General features: G+C 62.1%; 19 protein-coding genes. 16 read left to right on the plus strand and 3 right to left on the minus strand.

Translation table 11 applies throughout. The annotated features are described in order from the left end of the window. On the minus strand, nucleotides 1–1,107 hold a 1,107-nt coding region (locus tag EXW71_RS22795; RefSeq protein ID WP_134660274.1), incomplete at its 3' end, for a retention module-containing protein. 335 nt (nucleotides 1,108–1,442) lie between these two features. Between EXW71_RS22795 and EXW71_RS22800 the strand changes: the two genes are divergently transcribed. The 13 genes from EXW71_RS22800 to EXW71_RS22860 all read left to right on the plus strand — a co-directional run bounded on the left by EXW71_RS22800 (nucleotide 1,443) and on the right by EXW71_RS22860 (nucleotide 18,501). After that, nucleotides 1,443–2,801 carry a TolC family outer membrane protein gene (locus EXW71_RS22800; protein WP_123717508.1) on the plus strand — a complete coding sequence of 453 codons (1,359 nt, stop codon included), beginning with the start codon at nucleotides 1,443–1,445 and terminating at the stop codon, nucleotides 2,799–2,801. Nucleotides 2,802–2,842: 41 nt separating this feature from the next. Further along, nucleotides 2,843–4,999: a type I secretion system permease/ATPase gene (locus EXW71_RS22805; RefSeq protein WP_134660275.1), complete on the plus strand. Its 2,157-nt coding sequence runs from the start codon at nucleotides 2,843–2,845 to the stop codon at nucleotides 4,997–4,999. Further along, entirely contained in the window at nucleotides 4,989–6,353 is a 1,365-nt protein-coding gene (locus EXW71_RS22810; protein WP_123717507.1) for an HlyD family type I secretion periplasmic adaptor subunit, read from the plus strand. Before EXW71_RS22805 ends, EXW71_RS22810 begins: the two co-directional genes overlap by 11 nt. A 214-nt stretch (nucleotides 6,354–6,567) precedes the next feature. Then, nucleotides 6,568–7,461, plus strand: a complete 894-nt coding sequence (locus tag EXW71_RS22815) for a TauD/TfdA family dioxygenase (protein WP_134660276.1) — start codon at nucleotides 6,568–6,570, stop codon at nucleotides 7,459–7,461. Between the two features lie 26 nt (nucleotides 7,462–7,487). Then, complete coding sequence (locus EXW71_RS22820; RefSeq protein WP_134660277.1) at nucleotides 7,488–8,339, plus strand: ABC transporter ATP-binding protein; 852 nt, start codon at nucleotides 7,488–7,490, stop codon at nucleotides 8,337–8,339. A gap of 12 nt (nucleotides 8,340–8,351) precedes the next feature. Then, a complete protein-coding gene (locus EXW71_RS22825) occupies nucleotides 8,352–9,203 on the plus strand; it encodes an ABC transporter permease (RefSeq protein WP_134660278.1) in 852 nt (283 codons plus the stop codon). 51 nt (nucleotides 9,204–9,254) lie between these two features. Then, nucleotides 9,255–10,175 (plus strand): LysR family transcriptional regulator, encoded by a 921-nt coding sequence (locus EXW71_RS22830; RefSeq protein ID WP_123717504.1) that lies wholly within the window; start codon nucleotides 9,255–9,257, stop codon nucleotides 10,173–10,175. A 199-nt stretch (nucleotides 10,176–10,374) separates the two neighbouring features. Continuing rightward, the gene (locus tag EXW71_RS22835) at nucleotides 10,375–11,910 is read left to right on the plus strand and encodes an MFS transporter (RefSeq protein ID WP_134660279.1); all 1,536 of its coding nucleotides are present in this window, start codon (nucleotides 10,375–10,377) and stop codon (nucleotides 11,908–11,910) included. 14 nt (nucleotides 11,911–11,924) lie between these two features. Continuing rightward, entirely contained in the window at nucleotides 11,925–12,983 is a 1,059-nt protein-coding gene (locus EXW71_RS22840; RefSeq protein ID WP_134660280.1) for an HlyD family secretion protein, read from the plus strand. Continuing rightward, complete coding sequence (locus EXW71_RS22845) at nucleotides 12,980–14,425, plus strand: efflux transporter outer membrane subunit (protein WP_134660281.1); 1,446 nt, start codon at nucleotides 12,980–12,982, stop codon at nucleotides 14,423–14,425. Before EXW71_RS22840 ends, EXW71_RS22845 begins: the two co-directional genes overlap by 4 nt. A 73-nt stretch (nucleotides 14,426–14,498) precedes the next feature. Next, on the plus strand, nucleotides 14,499–15,008 hold the full coding sequence (locus tag EXW71_RS22850; RefSeq protein ID WP_134660282.1) for a sigma-70 family RNA polymerase sigma factor: 510 nt from the start codon (nucleotides 14,499–14,501) through the stop codon (nucleotides 15,006–15,008). Then, nucleotides 15,005–15,955 (plus strand): FecR domain-containing protein, encoded by a 951-nt coding sequence (locus EXW71_RS22855; RefSeq protein WP_134660283.1) that lies wholly within the window; start codon nucleotides 15,005–15,007, stop codon nucleotides 15,953–15,955. The genes EXW71_RS22850 and EXW71_RS22855 overlap by 4 nt, the downstream gene beginning before the upstream one ends. Before the next feature lie 92 nt (nucleotides 15,956–16,047). Further along, nucleotides 16,048–18,501, plus strand: a complete 2,454-nt coding sequence (locus tag EXW71_RS22860; protein WP_134660284.1) for a TonB-dependent siderophore receptor — start codon at nucleotides 16,048–16,050, stop codon at nucleotides 18,499–18,501. Nucleotides 18,502–18,563: 62 nt separating this feature from the next. Here EXW71_RS22860 and EXW71_RS22865 read toward each other — a convergent pair whose 3' ends face one another. Next, nucleotides 18,564–19,268 (minus strand): DUF3142 domain-containing protein, encoded by a 705-nt coding sequence (locus tag EXW71_RS22865; protein ID WP_134660473.1) that lies wholly within the window; start codon nucleotides 19,266–19,268, stop codon nucleotides 18,564–18,566. Beyond that, the gene (locus EXW71_RS22870) at nucleotides 19,265–21,421 is read right to left on the minus strand and encodes an outer membrane assembly lipoprotein YfiO (protein ID WP_134660285.1); all 2,157 of its coding nucleotides are present in this window, start codon (nucleotides 21,419–21,421) and stop codon (nucleotides 19,265–19,267) included. The genes EXW71_RS22865 and EXW71_RS22870 overlap by 4 nt, the downstream gene beginning before the upstream one ends. 163 nt (nucleotides 21,422–21,584) lie before the next feature. Here EXW71_RS22870 and EXW71_RS22875 point away from each other — a divergent pair, with 163 nt between their 5' ends. Genes EXW71_RS22875 through EXW71_RS22885 form a run of 3 tightly spaced genes read left to right on the plus strand, consistent with a single transcriptional unit; the run spans nucleotide 21,585 to nucleotide 25,767 of the window. Then, nucleotides 21,585–22,355 (plus strand): efflux RND transporter periplasmic adaptor subunit, encoded by a 771-nt coding sequence (locus EXW71_RS22875; RefSeq protein WP_134660286.1) that lies wholly within the window; start codon nucleotides 21,585–21,587, stop codon nucleotides 22,353–22,355. After that, nucleotides 22,352–23,671 (plus strand): efflux RND transporter periplasmic adaptor subunit, encoded by a 1,320-nt coding sequence (locus EXW71_RS22880; RefSeq protein ID WP_134660287.1) that lies wholly within the window; start codon nucleotides 22,352–22,354, stop codon nucleotides 23,669–23,671. The genes EXW71_RS22875 and EXW71_RS22880 overlap by 4 nt, the downstream gene beginning before the upstream one ends. Then, nucleotides 23,671–25,767: a biotin/lipoyl-binding protein gene (locus EXW71_RS22885; RefSeq protein ID WP_134660288.1), complete on the plus strand. Its 2,097-nt coding sequence runs from the start codon at nucleotides 23,671–23,673 to the stop codon at nucleotides 25,765–25,767. The genes EXW71_RS22880 and EXW71_RS22885 overlap by 1 nt, the downstream gene beginning before the upstream one ends. The last annotated feature ends 12 nt before the right edge of the window (nucleotides 25,768–25,779 follow it).

The raw sequence follows: 25,779 nt of genomic DNA on the forward strand, positions 1-25,779 counted from the left end.
CGTGATCGTGGTGACCGCAGGCGTCGTGCTCGGCACCAGGTTTTCAAAGTTGCCGCCAGTCGCGCCGGTAATCGTAGTGCTGACGGTGGAACCGTTGTTGTAGACGTCGTTGGCCGGAGTATCCACGACCACGGTGCCGGTGGATTCGCCGGCCTTGATGGTGATCACCGAGCCGTTGCTCAAGGTGACGGTCACTGGCGTCTGCGCCGGGTTGGTCAGTGTGGCGGTGTAAGTGATGGCGCCGCCTTCCGTGACCGTGTTGCCCGCCGTCAATGTAACGGTGGTGGTGTCGATGGTGTCGGTGACTTGGGTCACCGCCGGCGTGGTATCGATGTTCAGCACCAGGTTATTGCCACCGGTGGTGCCGGTGACGTTGACGCTGATCTGGCTAGGATCGATGTACGGACTGTCATTCGCGGCCAGGGGCACGCTGACGGTACCGGTGAGTTGGCCCGACGGGATGGTGATTACCGCGCCATTGGACAAGGTAATGGTGAGGTTGCCGATTGGCGCCTGGGTCACGGTGGCGGTGTAGGTCAGCACGCCACCGGCTTCGGTGATGGTCGGCGTGGCGCCCAATGTCAGCGTGGCGGTTTGCAGAGCCAGGCCACCGCTATTGCCGCCAGGCTGAGCACCGACGTTCTGGGTCAGCGTCGAATTGGCCTGGCCCAGGCCAGCGGTTGGGAAGCCAATGGTCGGGTCAACGCGGCCGGCGGTCGCGTCCAGCACAACAAAACTGTGACCACCGCCTGCCGCGCCATTACCGGCAGCGGTTGGGCCTGCGGCAGTGGCTTCCAGGTCGGTGGTCGGGTCCGCGCCTGCGGCGATGGCTTGTTGCAACTCGGCAACCGACGGCGCCGCGTTCTGGGCGGCAGCTGCCAGGTCGAGGGTGGAGTCCGGCAGGTCGGCGCTCCATTGGGTATCCCGGCCCAGGTCCAGCGTGCGGCCATCGGCCAGTTCAAGGCTGACTGCACCCGACATGCCGGTGTCGACTTGGTCGCCCGCAAACAGGCGATCACCTTCTACCAGAACACGGCGCGTTCCTTCCGGAGAAATAACGAAAACTTGACCAACAATGCTTTTGACAATGGCAACAACACTGCTCATTAAATTTTCTCCGGCGATCCGTTTCTGATGAATTCCATGTGGCCGCTCGGAAGAGGGCCAAACAGGAGGGGCGTAGTCTGTAAGGGTGACTTCGTCAAATAATTGGCTAGATTTATTCGCTATCTAGTTTATGCCAAACTATTGACCTTATGGGCGCCATCCTAAACAATCGCCCCCATAATGTCACATTGATATTTACGCGGCGAACCGTCCTACATGTGTGAAGCAGTTCCGCTTTTTGAACTTTCCGACGTACGGTCATTACGGTAGCCATTATCCGACGCAGCGACGTGAATCGCTGTGATTTGAGACAAGAAGTCCTGGGGAATTTTTAAATGCGTCTGCACCTGTTCAAGGCAATACCGTTCGTTCTCGCCGCCGGTTTCGTTCAAGCCCAGACATTACCCCAAGCCATGCAGCAGGCATTGGATGTGCACCCTGAAATTCAGGCCGGTGTGAACAGCCGTATCGCCGCCGATTACCAACTGCGCGCCGCCCAGGGGGGTTACCTGCCACGCGTTGACCTGAATGCCGGCTATGGCCGCGAAGGTACCGACAACTCCACTACCCGCGCCGCCAACGGTCCGAATGGCAACCACTGGGACACTCTCAACCGCGGTGAGTCCAGCCTGCGCCTGCAACAGATGATTTTTGACGGCTTTGCCACTTCCAGCGAAGTCGGCCGCCAGCAAGCCAACGTCAACTCCCGCGCCTACTCCCTGCTCGGCACCTCCGAGCGCACTGCCTTGACCGTCGCTCAGGTGTACCTGGATGTACTGACCCGTCGTGAATTCGTGCGCCTGGCCGAAGAAAACCTGCGCAACCACGAACGCATCTACGATCAGATCAAATTGCGCACCCAGCGCGGCGTCGGCAACGGTGCCGACCAGGATCAGGCCGAAGCGCGTCTGGCCCAGGCTCGCAACAACCTGATCACCGAGCAGACCAACCTGGCCGACGCTCAGGTCAACTACCTCAGCGCCGTCGGCCAGATGCCCGACCAACTGGAGCGCCCGGCGCCGTTCATGGCCATGCTGCCGGCAGACCTGAATGAAGCGCGCCGCCAGATGCTCGACAACAGCCCGGTCCTGCGCTCGGCCGAATCGGACATCTCCGCCGCCGAGAAGCAGTACGAAGCCGCCAAGTCCACCTTCTACCCACGCTTTGATGCCGAGCTTGGCACCAACGCGGACAACAATGTCTCGGGTGACGCCAGCCACAATAATGGTTGGGAAGCCATGGTGCGTATGCGCTTCAACCTGTTTGCCGGTGGCAGCAATAAAGCCGACCTGCAGTCCAAGTCGTACCAGGCCAACCAGGCCCTGGACATCCGCAACAACGCCCTGCGCCAACTCAACGAAGAACTGGGCCTGGCCTGGAACGCCCTGAACAACGCCAGCGCGCAGTTGCCGGTGGCCCAGCAGTACGTGGATCACAGCACCCGCGTGCGCACTTCCTACCAGCAGCAGTTCAGCCTTGGCCAACGGACCCTGCTCGACTTGCTCGACAGTGAGAACGAATTGTTCACCGCTTCCCGTCGTCTGGAAGAGATCAAGAACATTCAGTTATTTACTCAGTATCGAATCAAGGCGACCATGGGCGAATTGCTCAAAAGCCAGGGAGTGGTCGCACCGATGGCCTCCGTCGTGCAAACCGACGTGAAGCCTAAAGTCCAACTGCCCGGGATGAATTGAGCCACCCCTATAGCCCCATCTGTTAGTCGAGAGTGCACCGCGTGGAATCCGAAGTCAGTCGAGTTCATCTCAGCCATGATCCCCGCACGCTGCACGACGACCCGTTACTTGACGGGCTGCTTGCGCTCTGCGCCCTGCATCAGAAGCCGGCCAGCGCGGCCATGCTCACCACTGGCCTGCCGCTGCCTTCGCAGCGGTTGAGTGCCGAGCTGCTGCCCCGTGCAGCTGCGCGGGCCGGGCTGCAAGGGCGGGTGCTGCAACGCAAACTGGAACAGATCCCCACGATAGCCCTGCCGGCGTTGCTGCTGCTCAAAGAGGGGCGCAGTGCCGTGCTGGTCGGCTGGCAGGGCGATGATGAAGCCCGCATCCTGCTCAGCGAAAGCGACGGCGGTGAAGTCATCGTCAAGCGCGAGTTGCTGGCTGACGACTATGTCGGCAAAGTTTTCTTCGCCCAACCGCAGCACAAATTCGACGTCAACCACGGCACCCTGATTCCCCGGGCGCGTTCGTGGTTCCGGGACACGCTCAAGCGTTCGCGCTGGCTCTATACCGACGCCATCGCCGCCAGCTTCCTGATCAATATCATCGCGATGGCCGCGCCGTTGTTCGTGATGAATGTGTACGACCGTGTGGTGCCGAACCAGGCCACCGCCACCCTTTGGGTGCTGGCAGTGGGCATCTGCGGTGCCTATCTGTTCGACCTGATCCTCAAAAGCCTGCGCAGCCTGTGCCTGGACCTGGCCGGTAAAAAGACCGACCTGATCATCTCGGCCACGCTGTTCGAGCGCATTGTTGGCATGTCCATGAAGTACCGCCCGGCACGGGTCGGCAGCTTCGCGCAGAACATCCACGAGTTTCAGAGCCTGCGTGACTTCCTTGCGTCGTTGACTCTCACCAGTCTGATCGACCTGCCATTTACCCTGCTGATATTCCTGGTCATCGCCATCCTCGGCGGGCACCTGGTGTGGATTCCGGTGCTGGCGTTCCCGATTGCCCTGGGCATCGGCTATGCCCTGCAGAAACCGCTCGTTGCGACCATGGAGCGCACCATGGCGCTGGCCGCCGAGCGCCAGTCGAGCCTGATCGAAACCCTCGCCGGCCTGGATGCGGTCAAGGTCAATAACGCCGAGAGCGAGCGCCAGTACGGTTGGGAACAGACCATCGGCACCTTGAGCCGCCTTGAGCTGCGGGTGAAGTTGCTGTCGGGCCTGTCGATGAACATGACCCTGCTTATCCAGCAACTGGCCGGCGTGATCATGATCGTGTTCGGTGTGTACCAGATCATCGACGGCAACCTCAGCATGGGTGGCCTGATCGCCTGCTACATGCTCAGTGGCCGCGCCTTGAGCCCACTGGCTTCGCTGTCGGGCCTGCTGACCCGTTACCAGCAAGCCAAGGTCACCATGATGTCGACGGACCAGATGATGGAGCTGCCCCAGGAGCGTAATTTCGAAGAACGCCCCATGAGCCGCCGCACCCTGCAAGGCGCCATCGAGTGCCGGGGCCTTAGCTTTACTTACCCCAATCAACAGAACGCCGCGCTGAAAAACATCAACCTGATGATCAAGCCCGGCGAGAAAATCGGCATCATCGGCCGCAGCGGCTCGGGCAAAAGCTCCCTTGCCAAACTGATCGTCGGCCTTTATCAGCCAGACTCCGGCGCCTTGCTGGTGGATGGCGTGGATGTGCGCCAGATCGATGTCAGTGAACTGCGCCACAACATCGGCTACGTTGCCCAGGACATTCAACTGCTCGCGGGTACGCTACGCGACAACCTGGTGTCCGGTGCGCGTTATGTCGAAGACGAAATGGTCCTGCAGGCCGCTGAACTGGCCGGCGTGCACGAATTCGCCCGCCTGCACCCGCAAGGCTATGAGCTGCAAGTCGGTGAACGTGGGCAGAACCTCTCCGGCGGCCAGCGCCAGAACGTCGCCCTGGCCCGCGCGCTGCTGCTCAACCCGCCTATCCTGCTGTTGGACGAACCCACCAGCGCCATGGACAACACGGGTGAAGAGCGCTTGAAACAACGCCTGCAGGCCGTGGTGCAAAACAAAACCATCGTGCTGGTCACCCACCGTGCCTCACTGCTCTCGCTGGTGGACCGCCTGCTGGTGGTCGACCGTGGGCAGATCCTAGCAGACGGCCCGAAAGCCGTGGTCATGGAAGCGTTGAAAAAGGGGCAGATCAGTGTTGCTTAACTCCATCAAAAGCGCGGTTGGCCGCTATTTCAAAGGTTCCGATTCGCTGCAGGGCCAGCCCCTGCCCGAGGTCAACAAAGCACTGATCGAAGATGCACCGCGGGTTATCCGCCTGACCATCTGGGCGATCATTGCGTTCTTCATATTCCTGGTGACGTGGGCGGGCTTCTCCAGCATCGACGAAGTCACCCGTGGCGACGGCAAGGCGATCCCTTCGTCCAAGCTGCAGAAAATCCAGAACCTGGAAGGCGGTATCGTCTCCGAGTTGTACGTCAAGGAAGGCCAGGTGGTGGAAGCCGGCGCGCCGTTGATTCGCCTCGACGACACACGTTTCGTTTCCAATGCCGGCGAAACCGAGGCCCTGCGCCTGGCCATGCAATTGCGTGTCGAGCGCCTCAGTGCCCAGGTGGATGACCGCCCGCTGAACATCCCCGACGACGTGCTAAAGGCCGCGCCGAGCCAAGCCGCCAGTGAGCGCTCGTTGTATGACAGCCGCCGCCAGCAGTTGAAAGACGAAGTCGGTGGCCTGCAGGAGCAACTGGTGCAGCGTCAGCAGGAACTGCGTGAGTTCACCTCTAAACAAAGCCAGTACCGCAGCCAGTTGTCCCTGCAACGCCAGGAAATCAACATGTCCGAACCACTGGTGGCCCAGGGTGCGGTGTCGCCTGTGGAAGTGTTGCGCCTCAAGCGGGCCGAGATGGAAACCCGTGGCCAATTGGACGCCACCACCCTGGCGATTCCCCGTGCCGAATCGGCGATCAAGGAAGTGCAACGCAAGATCGACGAAACCCGTGGCAAGTTCCGCAGCGAAGCGCTGACCCAGCTCAACGAAGCCCGCACTGAACTGAATAAGGCCGAGTCCACTGGCCGTGCCCTGGAAGACCGGGTCAGCCGTACACTGGTTACCTCGCCAGTGCGCGGGATCGTCAAGCAATTGCTGGTCAACACCGTCGGCGGTGTGATCCAGCCGGGCAGCGACATGGTAGAAATAGTGCCGCTGAACGACACCCTGCTGGTGGAAGCCAAGATCCGCCCGCAAGACATTGCCTTCCTGCACCCAGGTCAGGAAGCGATCGTCAAATTCACCGCCTATGACTACACCATCTACGGCGGCCTGAAAGCCAAGCTCGAACGCATCGGTGCCGACACCATCACCGACGAAGACAAAAAAACCACCTACTACATGATCACCCTGCGCACCGATCGCAGCCACTTGGGCACAGACGAGAAGCCGTTGCTGATCATCCCCGGCATGGTCGCCTCGGTGGATATCATCACCGGCAAGAAGAGCATCCTGAGCTACTTGCTCAAGCCGATCATCAAGGCACGCGCCGAGGCGTTGCACGAGCGGTAATCTTCAGTGCCTGTCCCGGCCTCATCGGGGCAAGTCTCCTCCCGCATTTTGAATGTATTCGCAGATCAAAATGTAGGAGAGGGCTTGCTCCCGATGGGGTCATCAGCCTCCCCACGGATTCCACTTTCAAAGCATATGTATATTCATTAACGGTATTTAATGGCCGGTTCTTATAGCTATAAAGTCACTCTCCTGTCCGACCGGGAGTGCCCAAATGTCCGTCACCTCTACTGTTCCAACAGCGACCTCATCCACCCAGGTCTTCGACGTTCGCCCACTCCCCGGCAGCGTCGGCGCCGAGATCATCGGCCTGGACTTGTCGCGTCCGGTCAACGACCACGACTTCGCCCGCATCCACCGTGCGCACCTGGACCATCACGTTGTGGTGTTCCGTGACCAACGCATCACCCCCGAGCAGCAGATCGCCTTCAGCCGCCGCTTCGGTGTGTTGCAGATCCATGTGCTCAAGCAGTTCCTGTTGGCCAACCACCCGGAAATCCTGATCGTCTCCAACATCATCGAAAACGGCCAATCCATCGGCCTGGGCGATGCGGGTAAGTTCTGGCACTCGGACCTGTCGTACAAAGAACTGCCCAGCCTGGGCTCTATGCTGCACGCCCAGGAGTTGCCCTCCGAAGGTGGCGACACGCTCTTTGCCGACATGCACAAAGCCTGGGACCAACTGCCTGAACACCTGCGCAAAGCCGTGGAAGGCCGCAGCGCCGCTCACTCATACACGGCGCGTTACAGCGAAACCAAATTCGAAGGCAACTGGCGCCCGACCCTGACCCCCGAGCAGCTCGCTCAGGTCGCCGAAGTGGTGCACCCCATTGTGCGCACCCACCCGGAAAACGGGCGCAAGGCGCTGTTTGTCAGCGAAGGCTTCACCACGCGCATTGTCGGCTTGCCGGAAGACGAAAGCCGCGATCTGCTGGCCCAGTTGTACGCCCACAGCGTGCTGCCGCAGAACATCTACCGCCACCAGTGGCAGCCTCACGACCTGGTGTTCTGGGACAACCGCTCGCTGATCCACCTGGCCGCCGGGTGCCCAAGCCACCTGCGACGCAAGCTGTTTCGCACCACCATCCAGGGCGATGCGCCGTTCTGAAACCCATACCCGGCAAGAGAGACGAAATGAACGCGCCCCTGCAAGGCCACGCGGCCAGCACCCAGAGTACGGCCCAACCGTTGTTGGCGGTGGACAACGTCAGCCTCGAATACCGCACGCCTGAACGTGTGGTGCGGGCCACTCACCAAGTCAGTTTCGAAATTGACCCGGCCGACCGCTACGTGCTGCTCGGCCCATCGGGTTGCGGTAAATCGACGTTGCTCAAGTCCATCGCCGGGTTTATCAAACCCTGCGAAGGCGAGATCCGCCTGTTGGGGCAGAGAGTCGAACAACCAGGCCCGGACCGTATCGTGGTGTTCCAGGAGTTCGACCAGTTGCCGCCCTGGAAAACCGTCAAGCAAAACGTGATGTTCCCGCTGCTGGCGTCGAAAACCCTGAAGCGCCGCGAAGCCGAAGCACGGGCCCTGCATTACCTCGACAAAGTCGGTCTCAGTGCCTTCGCCGATGTTTATCCGCACACCTTGTCCGGTGGCATGAAAGCCCGTGTGGCCATCGCTCGCGCCTTGGCCATGCAGCCGAAGATCCTGCTGATGGACGAACCCTTCGCCGCCCTCGACGCCCTGACCCGACGCAAGATGCAGGAGGAGCTGTTGCGGCTCTGGGAAGAGGTGCGCTTCACCCTGCTGTTCGTCACCCATTCCATCGAAGAAGCGTTGGTGCTGGGTAATCGCATCCTGTTGCTGTCGCCTCATCCCGGACGGGTGCGCGCTGAAATCCACAGCCATCAATACGACCTGCACAGCCTTGGCGGTACAGAGTTCCAGGCCTCGGCGCGGCGCATTCATCGCCTGCTGTTCGACGAAGCGCCTGAGGCCGAACGTGAGTTGGGTTTCGCCGATATCCGCATCGCTTATTGAAAGGGGCCGTTCATGCGCCAGGAATTTGAAGTCAACCTCGAACCGCTGCTCAGCGTCCCCGTGGAACGCGAGCTGCCCTTGCGCCACCGCCTTTGGCAACAAGGTTGGCTGCGCAAGGGCTTGATCCTGATCGTGCTCGCCATTCTCTGGGAAGCCGTTGCGCGCTATCAGAACAATGACTTGCTGCTGCCGAGCGTTCTGCAAACCGCTCAGGCGCTGTTCGACGGCCTGCTCAGCGGCGAACTGCTCAGTAAGGTCAGCATCTCGCTGGCGGTGCTGATCAAGGGGTACCTGATCGGCATCGTGCTGGCGTTTGCCCTGACCACGCTGGCGGTGTCGACCCAGCTGGGCCGCGACCTGCTGAGCACCCTGACCTCGATGTTCAACCCGCTGCCGGCGATTGCGCTGCTGCCGCTGGCGTTGCTGTGGTTCGGCCTGGGGCAGAACAGCCTGATTTTCGTACTGGTGCATTCGGTGTTGTGGGCCTTGGCGCTGAACACTTACTCCGGTTTTCTCGGGGTGTCCGAAACCCTGCGCATGGCCGGCCGCAACTATGGCCTCAAGGGCATGCGCTTCGTGCTGTTTATCCTGATCCCGGCGGCGCTCCCCTCGATCCTGGCCGGCCTGAAGATCGGCTGGGCATTTGCCTGGCGTACCCTGATCGCCGCCGAACTGGTGTTCGGCGCCACCAGCGGCAAGGGCGGGTTGGGGTGGTACATCTTCCAGAACCGCAATGAGCTGTACACCGACAAGGTGTTTGCCGGGCTGGCCGTGGTGATCCTGATTGGTTTGTTAGTGGAGAACCTGGTGTTCAACACCTTCGAACGGCTTACGGTGAAGCGCTGGGGCATGCAGCGTTCGTAACCCTGCTACGATTGCACCCCATTCACTCCCCACTGATCATGAGTGCTTGGCATGCAACTACCGGACATGAACCTGCTGGTCGCCCTCGACGCCTTGCTCGACGAGGGCAGTGTGGTCGGCGCTGCGCGACGCATGAATTTAAGCCCGGCGGCCATGAGCCGCACCCTCACGCGCATTCGCGAAGCGGTGGGCGATCCGATTCTGGTGCGCGCCGGCCGCGGCCTGGTGCCCACACCCAAGGCCCTTCAACTGCAAGGCCAAGTGCGCAATGTGGTCGAGCAGGCGGCGTTGCTGTTTCGTTCGGCGGATCAAGTGGATTTGAGTACCTTGCGCCGTCGTTTCAGTGTGCGGGCCAACGACTTCTTTATCGGTGTGTATGGCGGTCGCCTGTTCGACACCATGGAGCGCATGGCCCCGCTGTGCGAGCTGTGTTTCGTGCCCGAAGGCGACACCGACGACGAAGCGCTGCGTGAGGGGCGGTTGGATCTGCGCGTAAGCAACACCCAGCCCGCAAGCCCTGAAGTGAAAGTGCAGAACCTGTTTTCGACCACCTTCATCGGTCTGGCGCGCAAAGGCCATCCGTTGTTTGACGAAGACATCACCGCCGCGCGCTTTGCCAGTTATTCCCACATTAGTATTTCGCGGCGCGGTATCTCCCGTGGCCCGATCGATACAGCGCTGAATGCCCAGGGCCTGGAGCGACGCGTGGCGATGATCGCCCCAGGCTTTCACGGTGCAATGTTCATGTTGCCCGACTCCGACCTGATCCTGCCGGTACCCAAGGAAGCGCTCTACAGTGCCAATCGCTTGAACCTGCCGTTGCGTGCATTCCCGCTGCCGATTTCGCTCCCGACACTGGTGCTGGCCCAGTCCTGGCACCCGCGCTTCGACAAAGACCCCGCCCACAAGTGGCTGCGCGAGATCATGCGCGAGAGTTGCCACGCCACCTGGCTGGAAGCCCAGCCGACCTAGTTTCAACGCGCGCCACAATGTAGGACAGAGCTTGCTCCCGATGGCGGTAGGTCAGGTGCAAATTCATCGCTGACACAGTCGGGGAAGCTTCCACAGTGGATTGCGTTTGGCGCACTTATAACTTGCCGATAAGTAACTTTTTGTCATGGATATGCCTGATTAAACTGCTCGGGTACTTTCATTTTCGAGTTAAGTGTCCATGACTTCCCTCGCTGCCCCGGCTCTCCAGGCTGCAGCCAAACCTACTGCGCTCAACCCGCCGGTGTTCGGCCCGCGCATCGTCATTGGCCTGGTCGGCGTGTTGCTGGCGGTGCTGGTGTCGGGACTCAACGAAATGGTCACCAAAGTCGCACTCGCTGATATCCGCGGTGCGCTGTACATCGGTTTTGACGAAGGCACCTGGTTGGTGGCGGCCTACACCGCTACCTCCGTGGCGGCGATGGCCTTTGCACCTTGGTGTTCGGTGACCTTTTCCCTGCGCCGTTTCACGCTGTGTGCCATTGCGTTGTTCACCGTGTTGGGCATCCTGTGCCCGTTCGCGCCGAACTACGAAAGCCTGCTGCTGCTGCGCACTGTGCAAGGCCTGGCCGGTGGGGCGTTGCCGCCGATGTTGATGACCGTGGCGCTGCGTTTCCTGCCGGCCAACGTCAAGCTGTACGGCCTGGCCGGCTACGCGCTGACCGCCACTTTCGGTCCGAGCCTGGGCACGCCGCTGGCGGCGTTGTGGACCGAATATGTCGGCTGGCAGTGGGCGTTCTGGCAAATTGTTGCACCGTGCCTGTTGGCGATGGCGGCGGTGGCCTACGGCTTGCCGCAAGACCCGCTGCGCCTGGAGCGTTTCAAGCAGTTCAACTGGTGCGGTTTGCTGCTTGGGTTCCCGGCGATCTGCATGCTGGTGATCGGCCTGTTGCAGGGCAATCGCCTGGACTGGTTCGAGTCCGGCCTGATTACGTTCCTGCTGAGTGGCGGCAGCCTGTTACTGGTGCTGTTCATGCTCAACGAATGGTCGCACCCGCTGCCATTCTTCAAGTTGCAGATGCTTGGCCTGCGCAACCTGGCGTTTGCCCTCATCGTGCTGGCCGGCGTGCTGATGGTGCTGACCTCGGTGATCATCATCCCCTCGAGTTTCCTGGCTCAGGTCCAGGGTTATCGCCCTCTGCAGACCGCACCGGTGATGCTGCTGATGGCGCTGCCGCAACTGATCGCTCTGCCGTTGGTGGCGGCGCTGTGCAACTTGCGCTGGATCGACTGCCGTTGGGTGTTGGGCGTTGGTTTGAGCATGTTGGTGCTGTGTTGCATCGGCAGCTCGCACCTGACTTCAGCGTGGATTCGCGACGATTTCTTTGGTTGGTACCTGCTGCAAATCTTTGCTCAGCCGATGGCCGTATTGCCGCTGCTGATGCTCTCCACCGGCAGTATCCAGCCGACGGACGGGCCGTTCGCCTCGGCCTGGTTCAACACCGTCAAGGGCCTCGCCGCGGTGGTTGCCACCGCCGTGCTGGATACCCTGACCACCCAGCGCCTGCACTTTCACTCGACCATGCTGGTGGACCGCCTGGGCAATTCTCCCCTGGCCGACGCTGACGCGCCTGGCTTGGCCCGCCGCCTGCACGAGCAGGCGGTGGTACTCACTTCTGCGGATCTCTACTGCGTCATGGCAGGTATCGCGGTGGCGTTGATCCTGCTGATTTTCTGGATGCCCACGCGGATCTTTCCGCCTCGCGCACCGACATAGCCCAAGGACTTTTCATGAAACGCAAAGACAAAATTGCCGTCTCCGTTATTGCCGTGTTCGCCGTTGGCGTACTGGTATACCTGGTCGCGCCGGGTATGTTGGGCAGCAAGCGCCAGACCACCAACGACGCCTTCATCGCGGCCGACTTCACGTTGGTCGCGCCGCGTGTTGCCGGTTTTATCAAGGAAGTGCTGGTGGAGGACAACCAGCGCGTCAAGGCCGGCCAATTATTGGCATTGATCGACGACCGTGATTTTCGCGCCGCCGCCCAGGCTGCCGACGCTGACACCCTGGTGGCCCGGGCTCAATTGAAAAATGCCAATGCAACGCTGGAGCGCCAAAGCTCGGTGATCGCCCAGGCCCAGGCTACCGTAGCGGCGGATCGCGCCGAAATGGCCTTCGCCGAGCACGAACTGAACCGCTACAACCACCTTGCCGGTGTTGGCGCAGGCACGGTGCAGAACGCCCAGCAAGCCAAGACCCGCATTGACCAGGCCACTGCGCGCCTGGCCAATGCCACCGCCGTGCTGGCGGCCGAACGCAAGCAGGTGGAGATCCTCACCGCCCAACGCGACGCCGCCGAAGGTGGGCTCAAGCGCGCCCAGGCCGCGCTGGAAATGGCCAGTTATCAGCTGTCCTACACGCGCATCGTCGCGCCGGTAGATGGCATGGTCGGCGAGCGTGCGGTGCGCGTCGGCGCTTACGTGACGCCGGGCAGTAAGATCCTCGCGGTGGTGCCGCTGGCCGACGCCTATGTGGTGGCCAATTTCCAGGAAACCCAGCTGTCCCACATGCATGCCGGCCAAGCCGTGCAAGTGCGTGTGGACAGCTTCGATGGCGAATCGCTCAATGGTCATCTGGAAAGCCTGGCGCCAGCCACCGGAGTGACGTTTGCTTCGGTCAAGCCGGATAACGCCACCGGCAACTTCACCAAGGTGGTGCAGCGGATCCCGGTGAAGATCATCCTCGAACCCAACCAGCCGCTGACCGAGCGCCTGCGCGTCGGCATGTCGGTAGAGGCCAGCGTAGACACCCGGGCTATTGCGCCGCCGCGTGAGGTGGCCCAGCAATGAGAAAAATTGCCTGGCTCACCTTGAGCCTTATCAGCCTGAGCGCCTGTACCGTAGGCCCGGACTTTCAGCGGCCTCAGGGCTCGCAAGTCGCTCAATGGAACGAACCCCAAGGGCGCCAGGCTGCCAGCCGCGCTGTAAGCGAGCCCTTGCAGGAGCGCTGGTGGGACGTGTTCCACGACGCGCAACTGTCGGCGCTTACGCGCCGCGCTCTGACCGATAACCTCGACCTGAAACTCGCCAGCAGCCGCTTGCAACAAAGCCGCGCCGTGCGCCAGGTGAGTACTGCCGAGCGTTATCCGAACCTTGATGCAACGGGTGGCTACCAGCGCAAACGCAACAGCGGCAAAGGGTTGAACGACCCCTCCGGCGAGAATGGCCGCTCGGCTTACAGCCAATGGGACGTGGGCTTCTCTGCCGCGTGGGAGCTGGACTTCTGGGGCCGGGTCAGGCGTGAAACCGAAGCCGCCGACGCCACGTTGCAAGTCGCCGAAGACGACCGCCGTGCCGTGTTGTTGTCGGTGCTCGCCGAGACGGCTCAGGACTACATCCAACTGCGCGGCGTGCAGAACACCCGCGCCGTTACCGAGCAAAATCTCGAAGTCGCCCGTCACAGCCTCAAGCTCTCGCAACTGCGCCTGGCCGATGGCGTGGCCACGGACCTTGACGTGGCCGAAGCCGCGGCCCAGGTGGCGACCATCGAGGCGCGCCTGCCGGACTTGCAGCAACGCCAGGACCAATTGATCAACGCCCTGAGCCTGCTGGTGGGTGAGCCGCCCCAAGCGTTGCACGCGCAATTGTCCAAGGACGCCGCCGTGCCGCAAACCCAGCGCCAGGTTGCGATTGGCCTGCCGTCGCAACTGGCCGAGCGCCGCCCCGATATCCGTCGGGCCGAGGCACGTCTGCACGCGGCTACCGCCAGCATTGGCGTGGCCAAGGGCGACTTCTACCCGCGTATCACCCTGTCCGGCAGCGTCGGTTCCCAGGCCATGCAACTGTCGGATTTCGGTTCCTGGGGCTCCCGCGCGTTTTCCATCGGCCCGCAATTGAGCCTGCCGCTGTTCAATGGTGGGCGCCTGCAAGGCATGTTGAATTTGCGCGAGGCCCAGCAGCAGGAAGCGGCGCTGGCTTACCAGCAAACCGTGCTGCGCGCCTGGCATGAAATCGACGATCAGTTGACCCGCTACAACGCCAGCCAATTGCGTCGCGACAGCCTCGCCGAAGCGGTGCGCCAGAACCAGATCGCCCTGGCCACCGCGCAACATCAGTACGTGGAAGGGGTGGTGGATTTCGTCAATGTGCTCACCGTGCAAAGCGCGTTGCTGGCGACGCAGGAACAGTGGGTTGAAAGTTCCACGGGCGTGTCGTTGGCCATGGTGGGCTTGTACAAAGCCTTGGGCGGTGGCTGGGAATCGGTGTACCCGTTGCAAACCGCCGGGCGCTGAACCACAAAGAGTTTTGTCAGTCGCGAAATAAGGTGTAATGATAATTGCTCTCAATAGTGTATCTGAGCTTTTCATGGACACCGCGACTGACGGCCAGCAACAGCTTCACCTCCTGTACCGCGACCATCACGGCTGGCTGCAAGGCTGGCTGCGCAAGCGCCTGGGCGACCGCGAGCAGGCTGCTGACGTGGCCCAGGACACCTTTTTGCGTCTGTTGGTGTCCGGGCGCTTTCCTGGAGACAAGGAAAGTCGAAGTTATTTAGCGCAGATCGCACGCAACCTGGTGATCGACCAATGGCGCCGTCTGCGTATCGAGCGCGCCTATCTGGAGAGCATCGCGCATCTGCCTGAACCTGAATCGCCGTCACCGGAAACCCGCGCGCTGATCCTGGAAACCCTGTTGCACATCGACGCCATGCTCGACCGCATGCCCGACAACGTGCGCCGGGCGTTTCTGTTGTCGCAATTCGAAGGCTTGAGCTACGCGCAGATCGCTGAGCGCCTGGAGGTCACGGTCAGTTCGGTGCAGAAGTACATGACCCGCGCCATCGTCGCTTGTTACCAGGTGGCCTACGCCGAATGAAGCAGGACGCCCCGATTGCCGAGGAAGTTGTCGAGCAGGCCAGCGAGTGGCTGATGCTGCAGTGGGGCGGCGACCTGCACGGTGAGCAACACCAGGCATTTGCCCGATGGCAGGCCGCCGACCCGGAACACCGCCGCGCCTGGCAACGCTTGCAGCAACTGCAACAGACCCTCGGCGGCGTGCCTGCCGAGAGCGCTCGCGCGGTGCTGCGCGACACGCCGGATACCCAACGCCGTGCGGCCCTCAAGTTGCTCGGCTTGCTATTGGTCGCCGGTGGCAGCGGTTATCTGGTGCAGCGTAGCGAACCTTGGCAAGTGGCCTTCGCCGCGCACCGCACCACCACGGGCGAGATTCGCCGCGTGATCCTCAGCGACGGCACGCGGGTGGACCTCAACAGTGACAGTGCGTTTGACCTGCATTTCAACGGCAGTGAGCGGCGCATTCGCCTGATCCGTGGCGAGATCCTGCTGACCAGCGGCCATGACCCCTTGCGCCCGTTGATCGTCGAGACCCCGGCCGGTGACGTGCAGGCGCTGGGTACCCGCTTTGCGGTGCGCGAACTGCCCGATGGCAGCCGCGTCGACCTCTTCGAAGGCCGCGTGCGCGTCAGCCCGCTGCAGGGGGCGGCGGTGCAGATGAGTGCCGGCGAGAGTTTATGGTTCAACGCACGCGAAAGCTCGGCATTGCCTGCGGTAAACGCCAATGCCAGCAGTTGGACCGAGCACCGCCTGGTCGCCGAGCGCCAGCCGCTGGGTGAGTTTGTCGCGCAGTTGAGCCGCTATCGACCAGGCGTGCTGCGGTGCGACCCGGCAGTGGCCGACTTGCTGCTGACTGGTGTGTTTCCACTGCGCAACACCAACGCGATCCTCGCGGCACTGGAGCGTACGCTGCCGGTGCAGGTCCAGACGGTGACGCGCTTCTGGGTGACGATCAAGGCCAGGGTCTGAAAATATTTTTGCCGGTGCTTGTCGGTTTGCGCACTTCGCTCGGGTTAGCTCTTGAAAGCCAATCAAGAAGCGTTCTCACGGGGAGCCCAGCGATGTCGCACCACCCAATCCAACCCTTGGCCCGCGCTCTGCGCCGGGGCCTGTTCGTCAGCCTGTTGGCCACGGTACCGATGGTGCCGGCGCTGGTTCAGGCCCAAGAGAGCAGCGAGGCCCTGCGCGCCTACAGCATTCCTGCAGGCAGTCTCGATCAGGCATTGAACCGCTTTGCCAGCGCTTCCGGGATTTTGCTGTCGGTCGATGCCTCGCTCACTCAGGGTAAGCGCAGCGCGGGCCTGCAGGGCCGTTACGGCGTGGCGACCGGCCTGGAACGGCTGCTGGCGGGCAGCGGTTTGACGGCAGTGCAAGCCCAGGGTGGTTGGTCGTTGCAGGCAATGCCCGAGGGCGGCCCGTTGCAATTGGGCGCGACGCAAATCAGCGCCGAGCAGGCCCGGGAAAGTGCCTGGGGGCCTGTGGAGGGTATTGTCGCCACGCGCAGTGCGTCCGGCAGCAAGACCGATTCGGCACTGGTGGAGATCCCCCAGACCATCAACGTGATCAGCGCCGCCGAAATCAAGGCGCGCGGAGCCCAGAGCGTTACCCAGGCGTTGCTCTACACGCCGGGCATGACGGCGGGCGGTTTCTCTGACCGGGTCAAGTTGTTCGATGAACCGACCTCTCGCGGGTTCTCGCCCACGCCGCTGTACCTCGATGGTTTGCACCTGCCCTACGGTGGCGGCAGCACCGGCGGTGCGTTGCAGATCGAGCCTTATGGGCTGGAGCGCATCGAAGTGCTCAAGGGCCCGGCCTCGGTGCTGTATGGGCAGAATCAGCCCGGCGGTATCGTCAACATGGTCAGCAAGCGCCCCAGCGAAACGCCGATTCATCAGGTGGTGCTGGAGGCCGGTACTTACGAACATAAAAGCGCGGCCATCGACCTGGGTGGACCGCTGGATGAGCAAGGGCAATTTCTCTACCGCCTGACCGGCCTGGCCAATGACGGGCAGGACGAAATCAACTACGTCCAGAACAAACGTCAGTTCATCGCCCCCAGCCTCACCTGGCGCCCCGACGACGACACCCACGTGACCATGTTTGCCCAATACCAGAAAGACAAAGGCGTACCCGAAGCCCAAGGCTTGCCGGCGTCCGGCACGTTGTGGGCCAACCCCAACGGCAAGATCAAGCGCGACCTGTTCCTCGGCGAGCCCGGCGTGAACCAGTACAACCGCGAGCAATATGTGCTGGGCTACGAGGTCTCTCATCGCCTGAACGACACCTGGACGCTCAAGCAAAACGCACGCTACGCCGAAGTGGATGACCGCTACACCGCGCCTCTGCACGGCTACGCTTTCGTCGCCAACCCGGTGACCGGCGTGAAGGACCAACGCTACCTGCAACGCTTTGGCGTGGACTGGGCGCAAGACAACAAAGTGTTCGGCGTGGACAGCATCGCTCAGGCCGAATTCGACACCGGCGCGTTGGCCCACACCTTGATCGTCGGCCTGGATTACTACCATTCCAACTCACAGTTCCACGGCCTGTACGACCGTAACCCGCCGATCATCGACCTGTTCAAACCGGTCTACGGCCAGCGCCTGAATTTTGGTCAACCTTACCGTTGGGACCGCTCCATCACCCAGACCGGTTTATACCTGCAGGACCAGATCAAACTGGATAAATGGGCATTGGTACTGGGTGGGCGTTACGACTGGGCCACTGTGGTGAACAAGGAGCCGCTGGCCGATACCCGCTTTGCCAGCAAGGACCAGGCGTTCACCGGCCGTGCGGGGTTGGTGTACCTGTTCGATAGCGGTGTGGCGCCGTTTGTCAGTTATTCCGAATCCTTCCTGCCGCTGGCTGGCACCGACGCCAACAGCAAACCTTTTGAGCCGTCGACCGGCAAGCAGTACGAAGTCGGCGTGAAGTACCAGCCGCCGGGGCAGAAGAGTTTTGTGCAGGTCTCGGTGTACCAGTTGGATCAGGAAAACGTGCTGACCACCAACCCGGTGGACACCACGTTCAGCACACAAAGCGGCGCCATGCGTTCGCGAGGAGTAGAGCTGGAAGCCAAGGCCGCGCTCAGCGATGCTTGGGACGTTGTCGCCTCGGCTGCACGTAACGACATCAAATACACCAAGGACAACGACGGTCGCCAAGGCCGCCACCCCGCTGGCATCTCGCCGCTGACGGCGTCGATGTGGGTCAACTACACCGTGCTGGGCGATACGCCGCTGGTCGGCCTGGGCGCCGGCCTGGGTGTACGCTATGCGCGCCAGAGCCTGGGCGACTACTACGAGGGCGCCTTCAGCGTACCTTCGTACAGCGTCTACGACGCCAGCCTGAGCTATGACCTGGGCAAGTCGCCGCTGAAACTCAAGGGTGTGAAGCTGGCGATGAACGTGCAGAACCTCACCAACAAAACCTACGTATCGCAGTGCACCAGTAACCTGGACTGCTACTACGGGGCAGGGCGCACGGCGGTATCGAGCCTGACGTATGACTGGTAAGCGCAAAGCGGGCTGTTGTGGTGAGCGGGTTTGAGCCGCTCACTAAAGATCGGCCCGGCCTCTCAGGGGTTCTGCAAAAAAACCACATACCCCCGAAACCACTCACTCCCCTGCAGATACCCCGGCGCTTCCCAAGCCCCTCCCTGGATCAGCCCTACCTTGAACGGCAGCCCCAGCCGGTTCATCCGTGGCAGATACGCGGCGTAATCCGGGATGCTGTGGCGTCCTTGATAGGTCTGCACCACTACCTCGTCCACCACGCCCTTGAGCTGGGCGATGGCGGCCGGGTCGGCGTTGCTGCTCCAGTCCATCAGGCCGGTAATACTCAGGCGCAGGTCGGCGGGCAGGCGTTGGCGCAGGTCACGCAGGAAGGCGGTGTATTCGTGCAGGTATTGGGTGCGCGCATCGAAGTCGATCTGGATGCCCACCACCGGGTTGCCCGCGTCGCGCCAGCGTTGCACCTGGCCGAACACTTGGGCGTAGATTCGCTCCGGCCAGTGCAGGGTGTGGGCGCGGTAGACCACCCAGACCTCGCCCTGGGTCAGGCGCGGTACGCTGATGCCCTGGGCGATCAGTTGCACGCCGCGCTGGGGTGCGCGGCGGGTCGAGTTGATCTGTCCCTGGAGGATATACAGGGTTTTAGCCTGCTTGAGCACCGGCTGCGGCGAGACGCCGCTCCACAGCCAGAAGGCGTCATAGTCCCGGGCATCGACCGCGCCGAAGGCTGGGCTTGCCAACAACAGCAAACCGAGCCACAGGTGCTTCACCAGTAGTACTGCAACGACGTGCCCCATTGGGTGTCGGCGAAAGCGGTTTTCAGCTGGCGGAACCACGCCTTGCGCACGGCCGGTTCAACGTCATCGCCGCCGCAACTGTTATAGCCCGAGGGTGCATAGCAGTTGATGGCACGGAACAGGGCATAGGCCTTGTCGTTCTTCGGTGCCTTGGCGTTGGCGATAACGCGTTTGTAGCCCTCGAGCCGCGAGAAGGTTTCACCTTTGAAGTCCGACGCCGTGCTGCCCAGGCTACCGGCGGCACGCGCTTGTTCCAGCGGCATGCCGTCCAGGCCGTTACGCAGGATGAACTCACCGAAGCAGTTCAGGCCCTGTGGGTTTTTCGCGTCGTTTTGCAAGGTCGCGGCGGTTTGCGCGATGCTTGGGCACGCATAGCCGGATTCGGCTTTTTCACCATTCCACTGGAACAGTTTCAGGCTCTGACCGGAGCTATAGACATAGCCCAGGCTGGTGCCCAACTTGTCTTCGGGCGCCGGGGCCGGCAGTTGTTTGAGGTCGTCGGCGAAGTTGGCGAACTCGCTGTGCAGCAGGTCTTTGTAGAGCAGCACGAATTGTGCGGTGTTGCGCTCCACGGGGTCGTTGGCCTTGGCAAGTTGCTGGCGCAGCAAGTCCGGTCCGGCTACGTTGCGCAGCAGGATATAACGCACTTGCTGGGCGCTGATCGGCGAGTCGGCGGTAAACACCTTGGCCAGTTGGCCGCTGCGTTCGTAGTTCATGGCCAGGGCCAGTTCCAACTGGTCGCGTTGCAGTGGCAGCTTGGCCAGCGGCAGCAGTTTCAGCCACAACGCTTCGGCGGCTTGCCAGTCCTTTTTCTCTTCCAGGGCCAATGCGCGCAGGGTTTGTTGGCTGAAGGCGAAATAATCCAGGTTCGAGGGCACCTGCTCGGGCAACAGCTTCAAGGCGCTGTCTGGCTGATGTTCGACGTACAGCGCATAAGCGGCCTTTGCGTAGTCGAACAGTGCCGGTTCATTGGCAAATACGCTTTTTTGCTCGTCGAGGTCTTCGCGAGTGAGTTCCGGCGGGGTATGGGCACGCATCGACATCAGGTCGGTGACCAACTGGATCATCGGGTTTTGCACGGTGCTGCGATTGATCATCAACAGTTTGAGGTCAGCTTCTTCCACCAGCTCTTCTACCGACGCATTGCGCTGTGCATCCGTCGCCTGGGTCAGTTGCCAGGCGTAGGCCTGGGCCAGTTTATCGACGTCGTCCGCCAGCCAGTAAACCCGACGCAGCAGGCCATGGGCAGATGCTGCGTACGCGCCCTGTGGATAAGTTTTCAGGTAACCGAGGAAGCCTTCTTCGGCGCTGCTCAGGGCTGACTTATCCACACGCTCGAGTTTCGGCATGCCGTACTCGTCAAACGCCTCGGCCTGCGCCTGGTTCAGCGAAGTACGTGCAGTCATGTACAGCGCGGTTTCTTTGAGCCAGGGCTGGGCGCTGCTGCTTGCAGCGGCAAAGCCGCGTTCGGCGTCACTGAAGCGCCCGCTGTAGAAGTCGGCGGCGGCTTGCAGATAGGTGCGCAGCAGTTGGCCTTCGGGCGACTGAATCTGTTGCGCGTCCACGACTTGGCCATTCCAGTCGCACGTTGTGAGCAACTGCAAGCGGGCTTTTACCAGCAATTCGCGCTCAGCCGCCGGTATGTCGGCCTTGACGACCTGGGCGATAAACGCAGCGGCGCTGTCGTCATCATTGCTGCGGCAGCGGCTGCCTTCACCGCTGAGGAAGGCTTGGCCGGCGGTCTTGGTATCGCCGCGCGGGATGCCCAAGGGGGCGAGCAGTTCGTCAAGGCCGGGCGCCGATGAGTCGTCTACTTCTGCGGGCGGGGTGTCATTTGAGGTCAGGCGATACACCGGGAACGGCACTGGGCCGAAGCCTTGTTCCAGGTCGGTTTCATTCAGTGCGTTCGGTGTCAGGGGCGCTACCTGTTTGTCTGCCAGCAACAAGCGCAGGTTCACCCGGCTGTCATTGCCCGGGCTCAGGAAGGGCAGGTTGCTACAACTTTCAAGGCTGTCGCGTGATACCCGCCAGTCGGGGTAGCAAAAGTCATCACTGCTGGCCTGGGCTTGAAAGGAAAGGCCGGCGAGCAGCGCCAGTCCCAGAGGTTGCAGAAAGCCGATACGCATGACGTGTCCTTTGATCCTGGATCCTTGGAAGGTCGCAATCATAACGTACGTCTGCGAAGACGTCGGCAGCGCCCTACAATAAATTCAGATTTGTCCGTTTTGGGTAGTGGCATTTTGAATTCTCTGCCCTAGACTGCCGACACCATCAGGGAGTAGTCGTTATATGGAGCAGTTGCGTAGTTGGGTGTTTGGAGTTTCGTGCCTGATGGGCATGGCGCAACTGGCGATGGCCGATGACCCGTTGCTGGATCATCCTCCTGCGGCGGCCGCGAGTGCCAACGAGGCGCGCGGCGTGTTGCGCGCCCGCGACCAGGCGATGCTGGCCAGCGAGTTGTCAGGGCGAATCGTCGAGTTGCCTTTCAGCGAGGGTGAATCGTTCAAGAAGGGTGACACGCTGGCGCGCTTCGATTGTTCGGCCTACCAGGCCCAGTTGAATGCCGCCCAGGCCGCCAGTCGTGGCGCCGGTGAGGAGCTTGCGCACAACAAACAGCTGGCGGCACTCAACTCCGTCGGGCGTTTTGAAGTGGCCCGCGCTGAAGCCAAGCTCACTGAAACCCAGGCCCAGTCCCAGGTCTATCAAGTACAGGTCAAACGCTGCAGTGTGCTGGCGCCGTATGACGGCCAGGTGGTGCAGCGCAAGGTCCAGCGCTATGAAAGCGTCTCGGCCGGCGCGCCGTTGCTGGAGATCGTCGACAACCATAGCCTGGAAATCCACTTGCTGGTGCCGTCACGCTGGATGGGCAAGCTCAAGCCCGGTCAGACGTTCAACTTCACTCCCGACGAGACCGGCCAGGCGTTCACGGCCACGGTCAAACGCCTCGGGGCCCGTATCGATGAAGGCAGCCAGACGCTGCTGCTGGTCGCCACCTTGCCGAACGCCTCCGGGCTGCTGGCAGGCATGAGCGGTACCGCTCACTTTGCGCAATTGCAATGAACGCACCGATGCCGGGCCACGCCGAACGTGTGTTTGCGCAGTTTCTCGACCTTGAGCGTCAGATCCGTGCTGCGCGTACTACCGAACAACTGGCCTACAGCCTGGTCAACGATGGTCAACCGCTGTTCGGCTATCGTCATGCCGCACTGTTGATCGCCGGCAAGGTACGGGCGGTGACGGCGGTGAGCAGCGTCGACCCCAACGCGCCGTTCGTGGCCTTTGTCGAGCAAGCGGTGGCGCAGTTGCACAAGCTGGCGTTGAGCCAAACCGCACGCGCGGTGCCCGCTGAACAATTGAGTGGCGCGGTGCAGGCTGATTGGCAGAGCCTGTCCGCCGGGCACGTGTTCTGGTTGCCGCTGATCGATCCCCAAGGCCGAGTGTTCGGCGGCCTGTGGCTGGCACGAGATACGCCGTGGAATCCGGCCGAGCAAGTGCTGCTGGCGCAATTGGGCGACACCTGCAGCCATGCCTGGCATGCATTGCAACCGCGTCAGCCGTGGCGCTTGCGGCTGACCCGCAAGCGCCAGATAGCGGCGTTGGTGGCGTTGCTGCTGATGTTGCTGATCCCGGTGCGCCAATCGGTGCTGGCGCCGGCCGAAGTGGTGCCGCTGGCGGGGCAGGTCGTTGCGGCGCCGTTGGACGGGGTCATCGCCGAATTCCTGGTCAAACCCAACCAGACGGTGAAAACCGGCGATCTGTTGTTGCGCTTTGAGAGCACCACGCTGACGGCCCAGGCGGACGTGGCGGCGCGGGCTTTGGGCGTGGCCGAGGCCGAATTGAAGGCCAATTCCCAGCGTGCCTTTGCCGATGCCGAGTCCAATTCGAAGATTGACCTGCTGGCCGCGCGCGTCGAGCAAAAACGCGCTGAACGTGACTATGCGCGTGAGCTGCTCAAACGCAGCGAAGTGCGCGCCGAACGCGACGGTATTGCCGTTTTCGCTGACGCCGACCGCTGGACCGGCAAACCGGTGCAAACCGGCGAACGTTTGTTGCAGATCGCCGACCCCGCCCAGGCCGAGTTGCGCATTGAGCTGGCGGTGGGCGATGCGATTGCCCTGGAGCCCAACGCCCAAGTCGCAATGTTTCTCGACAGCGACCCGCTGCAACGCCACCTCGCCACCCTGCAGCGGGCTGCCTATGAAGCGCAACCTACGCCGGGTGGTCAGTTGGCCTATCGCCTGGATGCGCAATTCGATGATGCGCCGCCCCGTATCGGTTTGCGCGGCACGGCGAAGCTCTATGGCGACCGTGCACCGCTGGCCCTGTACCTGCTGCGCCGGCCGCTGGCGGGCCTGCGCCAGAGCGTTGGCCTCTGATGAGCCTGCCCAAGCTGCGCGAAGACCTGCAACTGTCGAATGCTGGCGCGGCGTTGGACGGCTCGCCACGCTGGACCCTGGCCGACCCCGTGCGTGGGCGCTATTTCAAGCTCGGCGCCACCGCGATTCGTTTGCTGCGCCACTGGTCACTGGGCGATCCGGAAAAAGTCCTGCAAGCCGCCAACCGAGAACCGGGTTTGCCCTTGGGCGGCAGTGAAGTTGAGGAGCTGCTGAGCTTCTTGCGCGCCCATGACCTGATCGCCGCCCTCGACCCGCAGCAGCGCGCGAGCTATCTCTATAAAGCGGCCGCGCAAAAGCAGAGCCTGTGGCAGGTGCTGCTGCATCAGTACCTGTTTTTCCGCATTCCGCTGTGGCGCCCGGATGCGTTTCTCAACCGCGTGTGGCCATGGCTGGCGCGCTTTGGCCCGGGGTTGCTGCGTTACGGCTTGCCGATCATCCTGGGCTTGGGCGTGTTTCTGGTCGCGCGCGACTGGCAGCGCTTTTTGGCGACGTTTCCGCACCTGTTCAGCCTCGGCGGCGCCTTGGCGTTTGGTGTGGCGCTGTTTTTCGCCAAACTGTGCCATGAGTTCGGCCATGCCTTCATGGCCAAGCGCGCCGGCTGCCGGGTGCAGAGCATGGGCGTGGCATTCATGGTGCTGCTGCCGATGTTCTACACCGACGTGAGCGATGCCTGGCGGGTCAATGACCGCCGTGCGCGGTTGATGATCGGCGCAGGTGGAGTGATGGCAGAGTTGCTGCTGGCATGCATCGCCTTGCTTGCGTGGTCATTGTTGCCGGATGGCCCGGCGCGCACGGCGGCGTTCATGTTGGCCAGCGCCACTTGGTTGACCACGTTGGCGATCAACCTCAACCCGTTCATGCGTTTTGATGGCTACTTTTTGATCAGCGATTGGTGGGGTGTGGATAACTTGCAAGGGCGCGCTTTTGCCCTGTGCCGCTGGCGCCTGCGCGAACTGTTGTTCGGCTATGGCGAGCCGGCGCCGGAGCCGTGGTCGCCGACAATGCAACGACGCTTGTTAGGGTGGGGTTACCTGGCGTGGTTATGGCGGGCGGCACTGTTCCTGGGGATTGCGTTGGCGGTGTATCACCTGTTCTTCAAGCTGCTCGGGATCTTCCTGATGCTGGTGGAGTTGGTGTGGTTCATCTTCTTGCCGATTTTCAAGGAGTGGCGCGAATGGTGGAGCCGCCGCGCCCAGGCCCATGGCTCGCGGGTGTTGCTCAGCGGTCTGGGCCTGCTGTTGATACTGCTGGCGCTGGTGGTGCCGTGGCGCAGTGCCGTGGAGTTGCCGGCCATGCTCGAAGCCGGACGTGCCAGTGCGCTGCATGCGCCGGTGGCGGCGCGGATCAAGCAGGTGCGGGTGGTCGATGGGCAGGCCGTCACTCAGGGCCAGGTAGTGTTCGAATTGGAGTCGCCGGATTTGGACGCGCGACAAAGCATCGTGCGCCGCGAAGTGGAGATTTTGCAGTTGCAGATGCGCCGTCAGGCCGGGCGCAGTGAAACGGCGGCGGATGCGGGGATCAACGATCAGCGTCTGGCCCAGGCCCTGGCCGAATACCGGGGCCTGGCCGCCCAACGTGAGCGGCTGCTGTTGCGTGCACCTCATGCCGGCACGGTGCGCGACGTGTTACCGCAATTGAGTGCAGGTCGTTGGCTGTCGCCCAAGGACGCGCTGGCACAAGTAGTGGAAGAGGGGGCACGTCTGCGTGGTTACCTGGCCGAGGCAGAGTTGTGGCGGGTGGCACCGGGCTCTACCGGACGCTTTATTGCCGACGACCCGATGCATGCGGCTGTCCCCGTTGAATTAACCGATATCGATGCCAACGGCGTGGCCTACCTGGACCAGGAGGCGCTGACCTCCGACCACCATGGGCCAATCGCCGTGCGCCGTGATGAAAACCAGCGCCCGGAGCCGGTTCAGGCCCAGTACGGCGCGCGGTTGAAAACTGCGCAACCGATCGAGACACCTCGTCAGCCCCTGCGCGGCGTGGTGGTGTTGCAAGGGCGCAGCGAGTCGGTACTGGGTGTTGCCTGGCGTCGGGCGGCAGCGTTGGGGGTACGGGAAAGCGGGTTCTGACAGGAGTTGGAT

This window comes from Pseudomonas sp. BCA17 (assembly GCF_004519405.1).
GTDB lineage: Bacteria > Pseudomonadota > Gammaproteobacteria > Pseudomonadales > Pseudomonadaceae > Aquipseudomonas.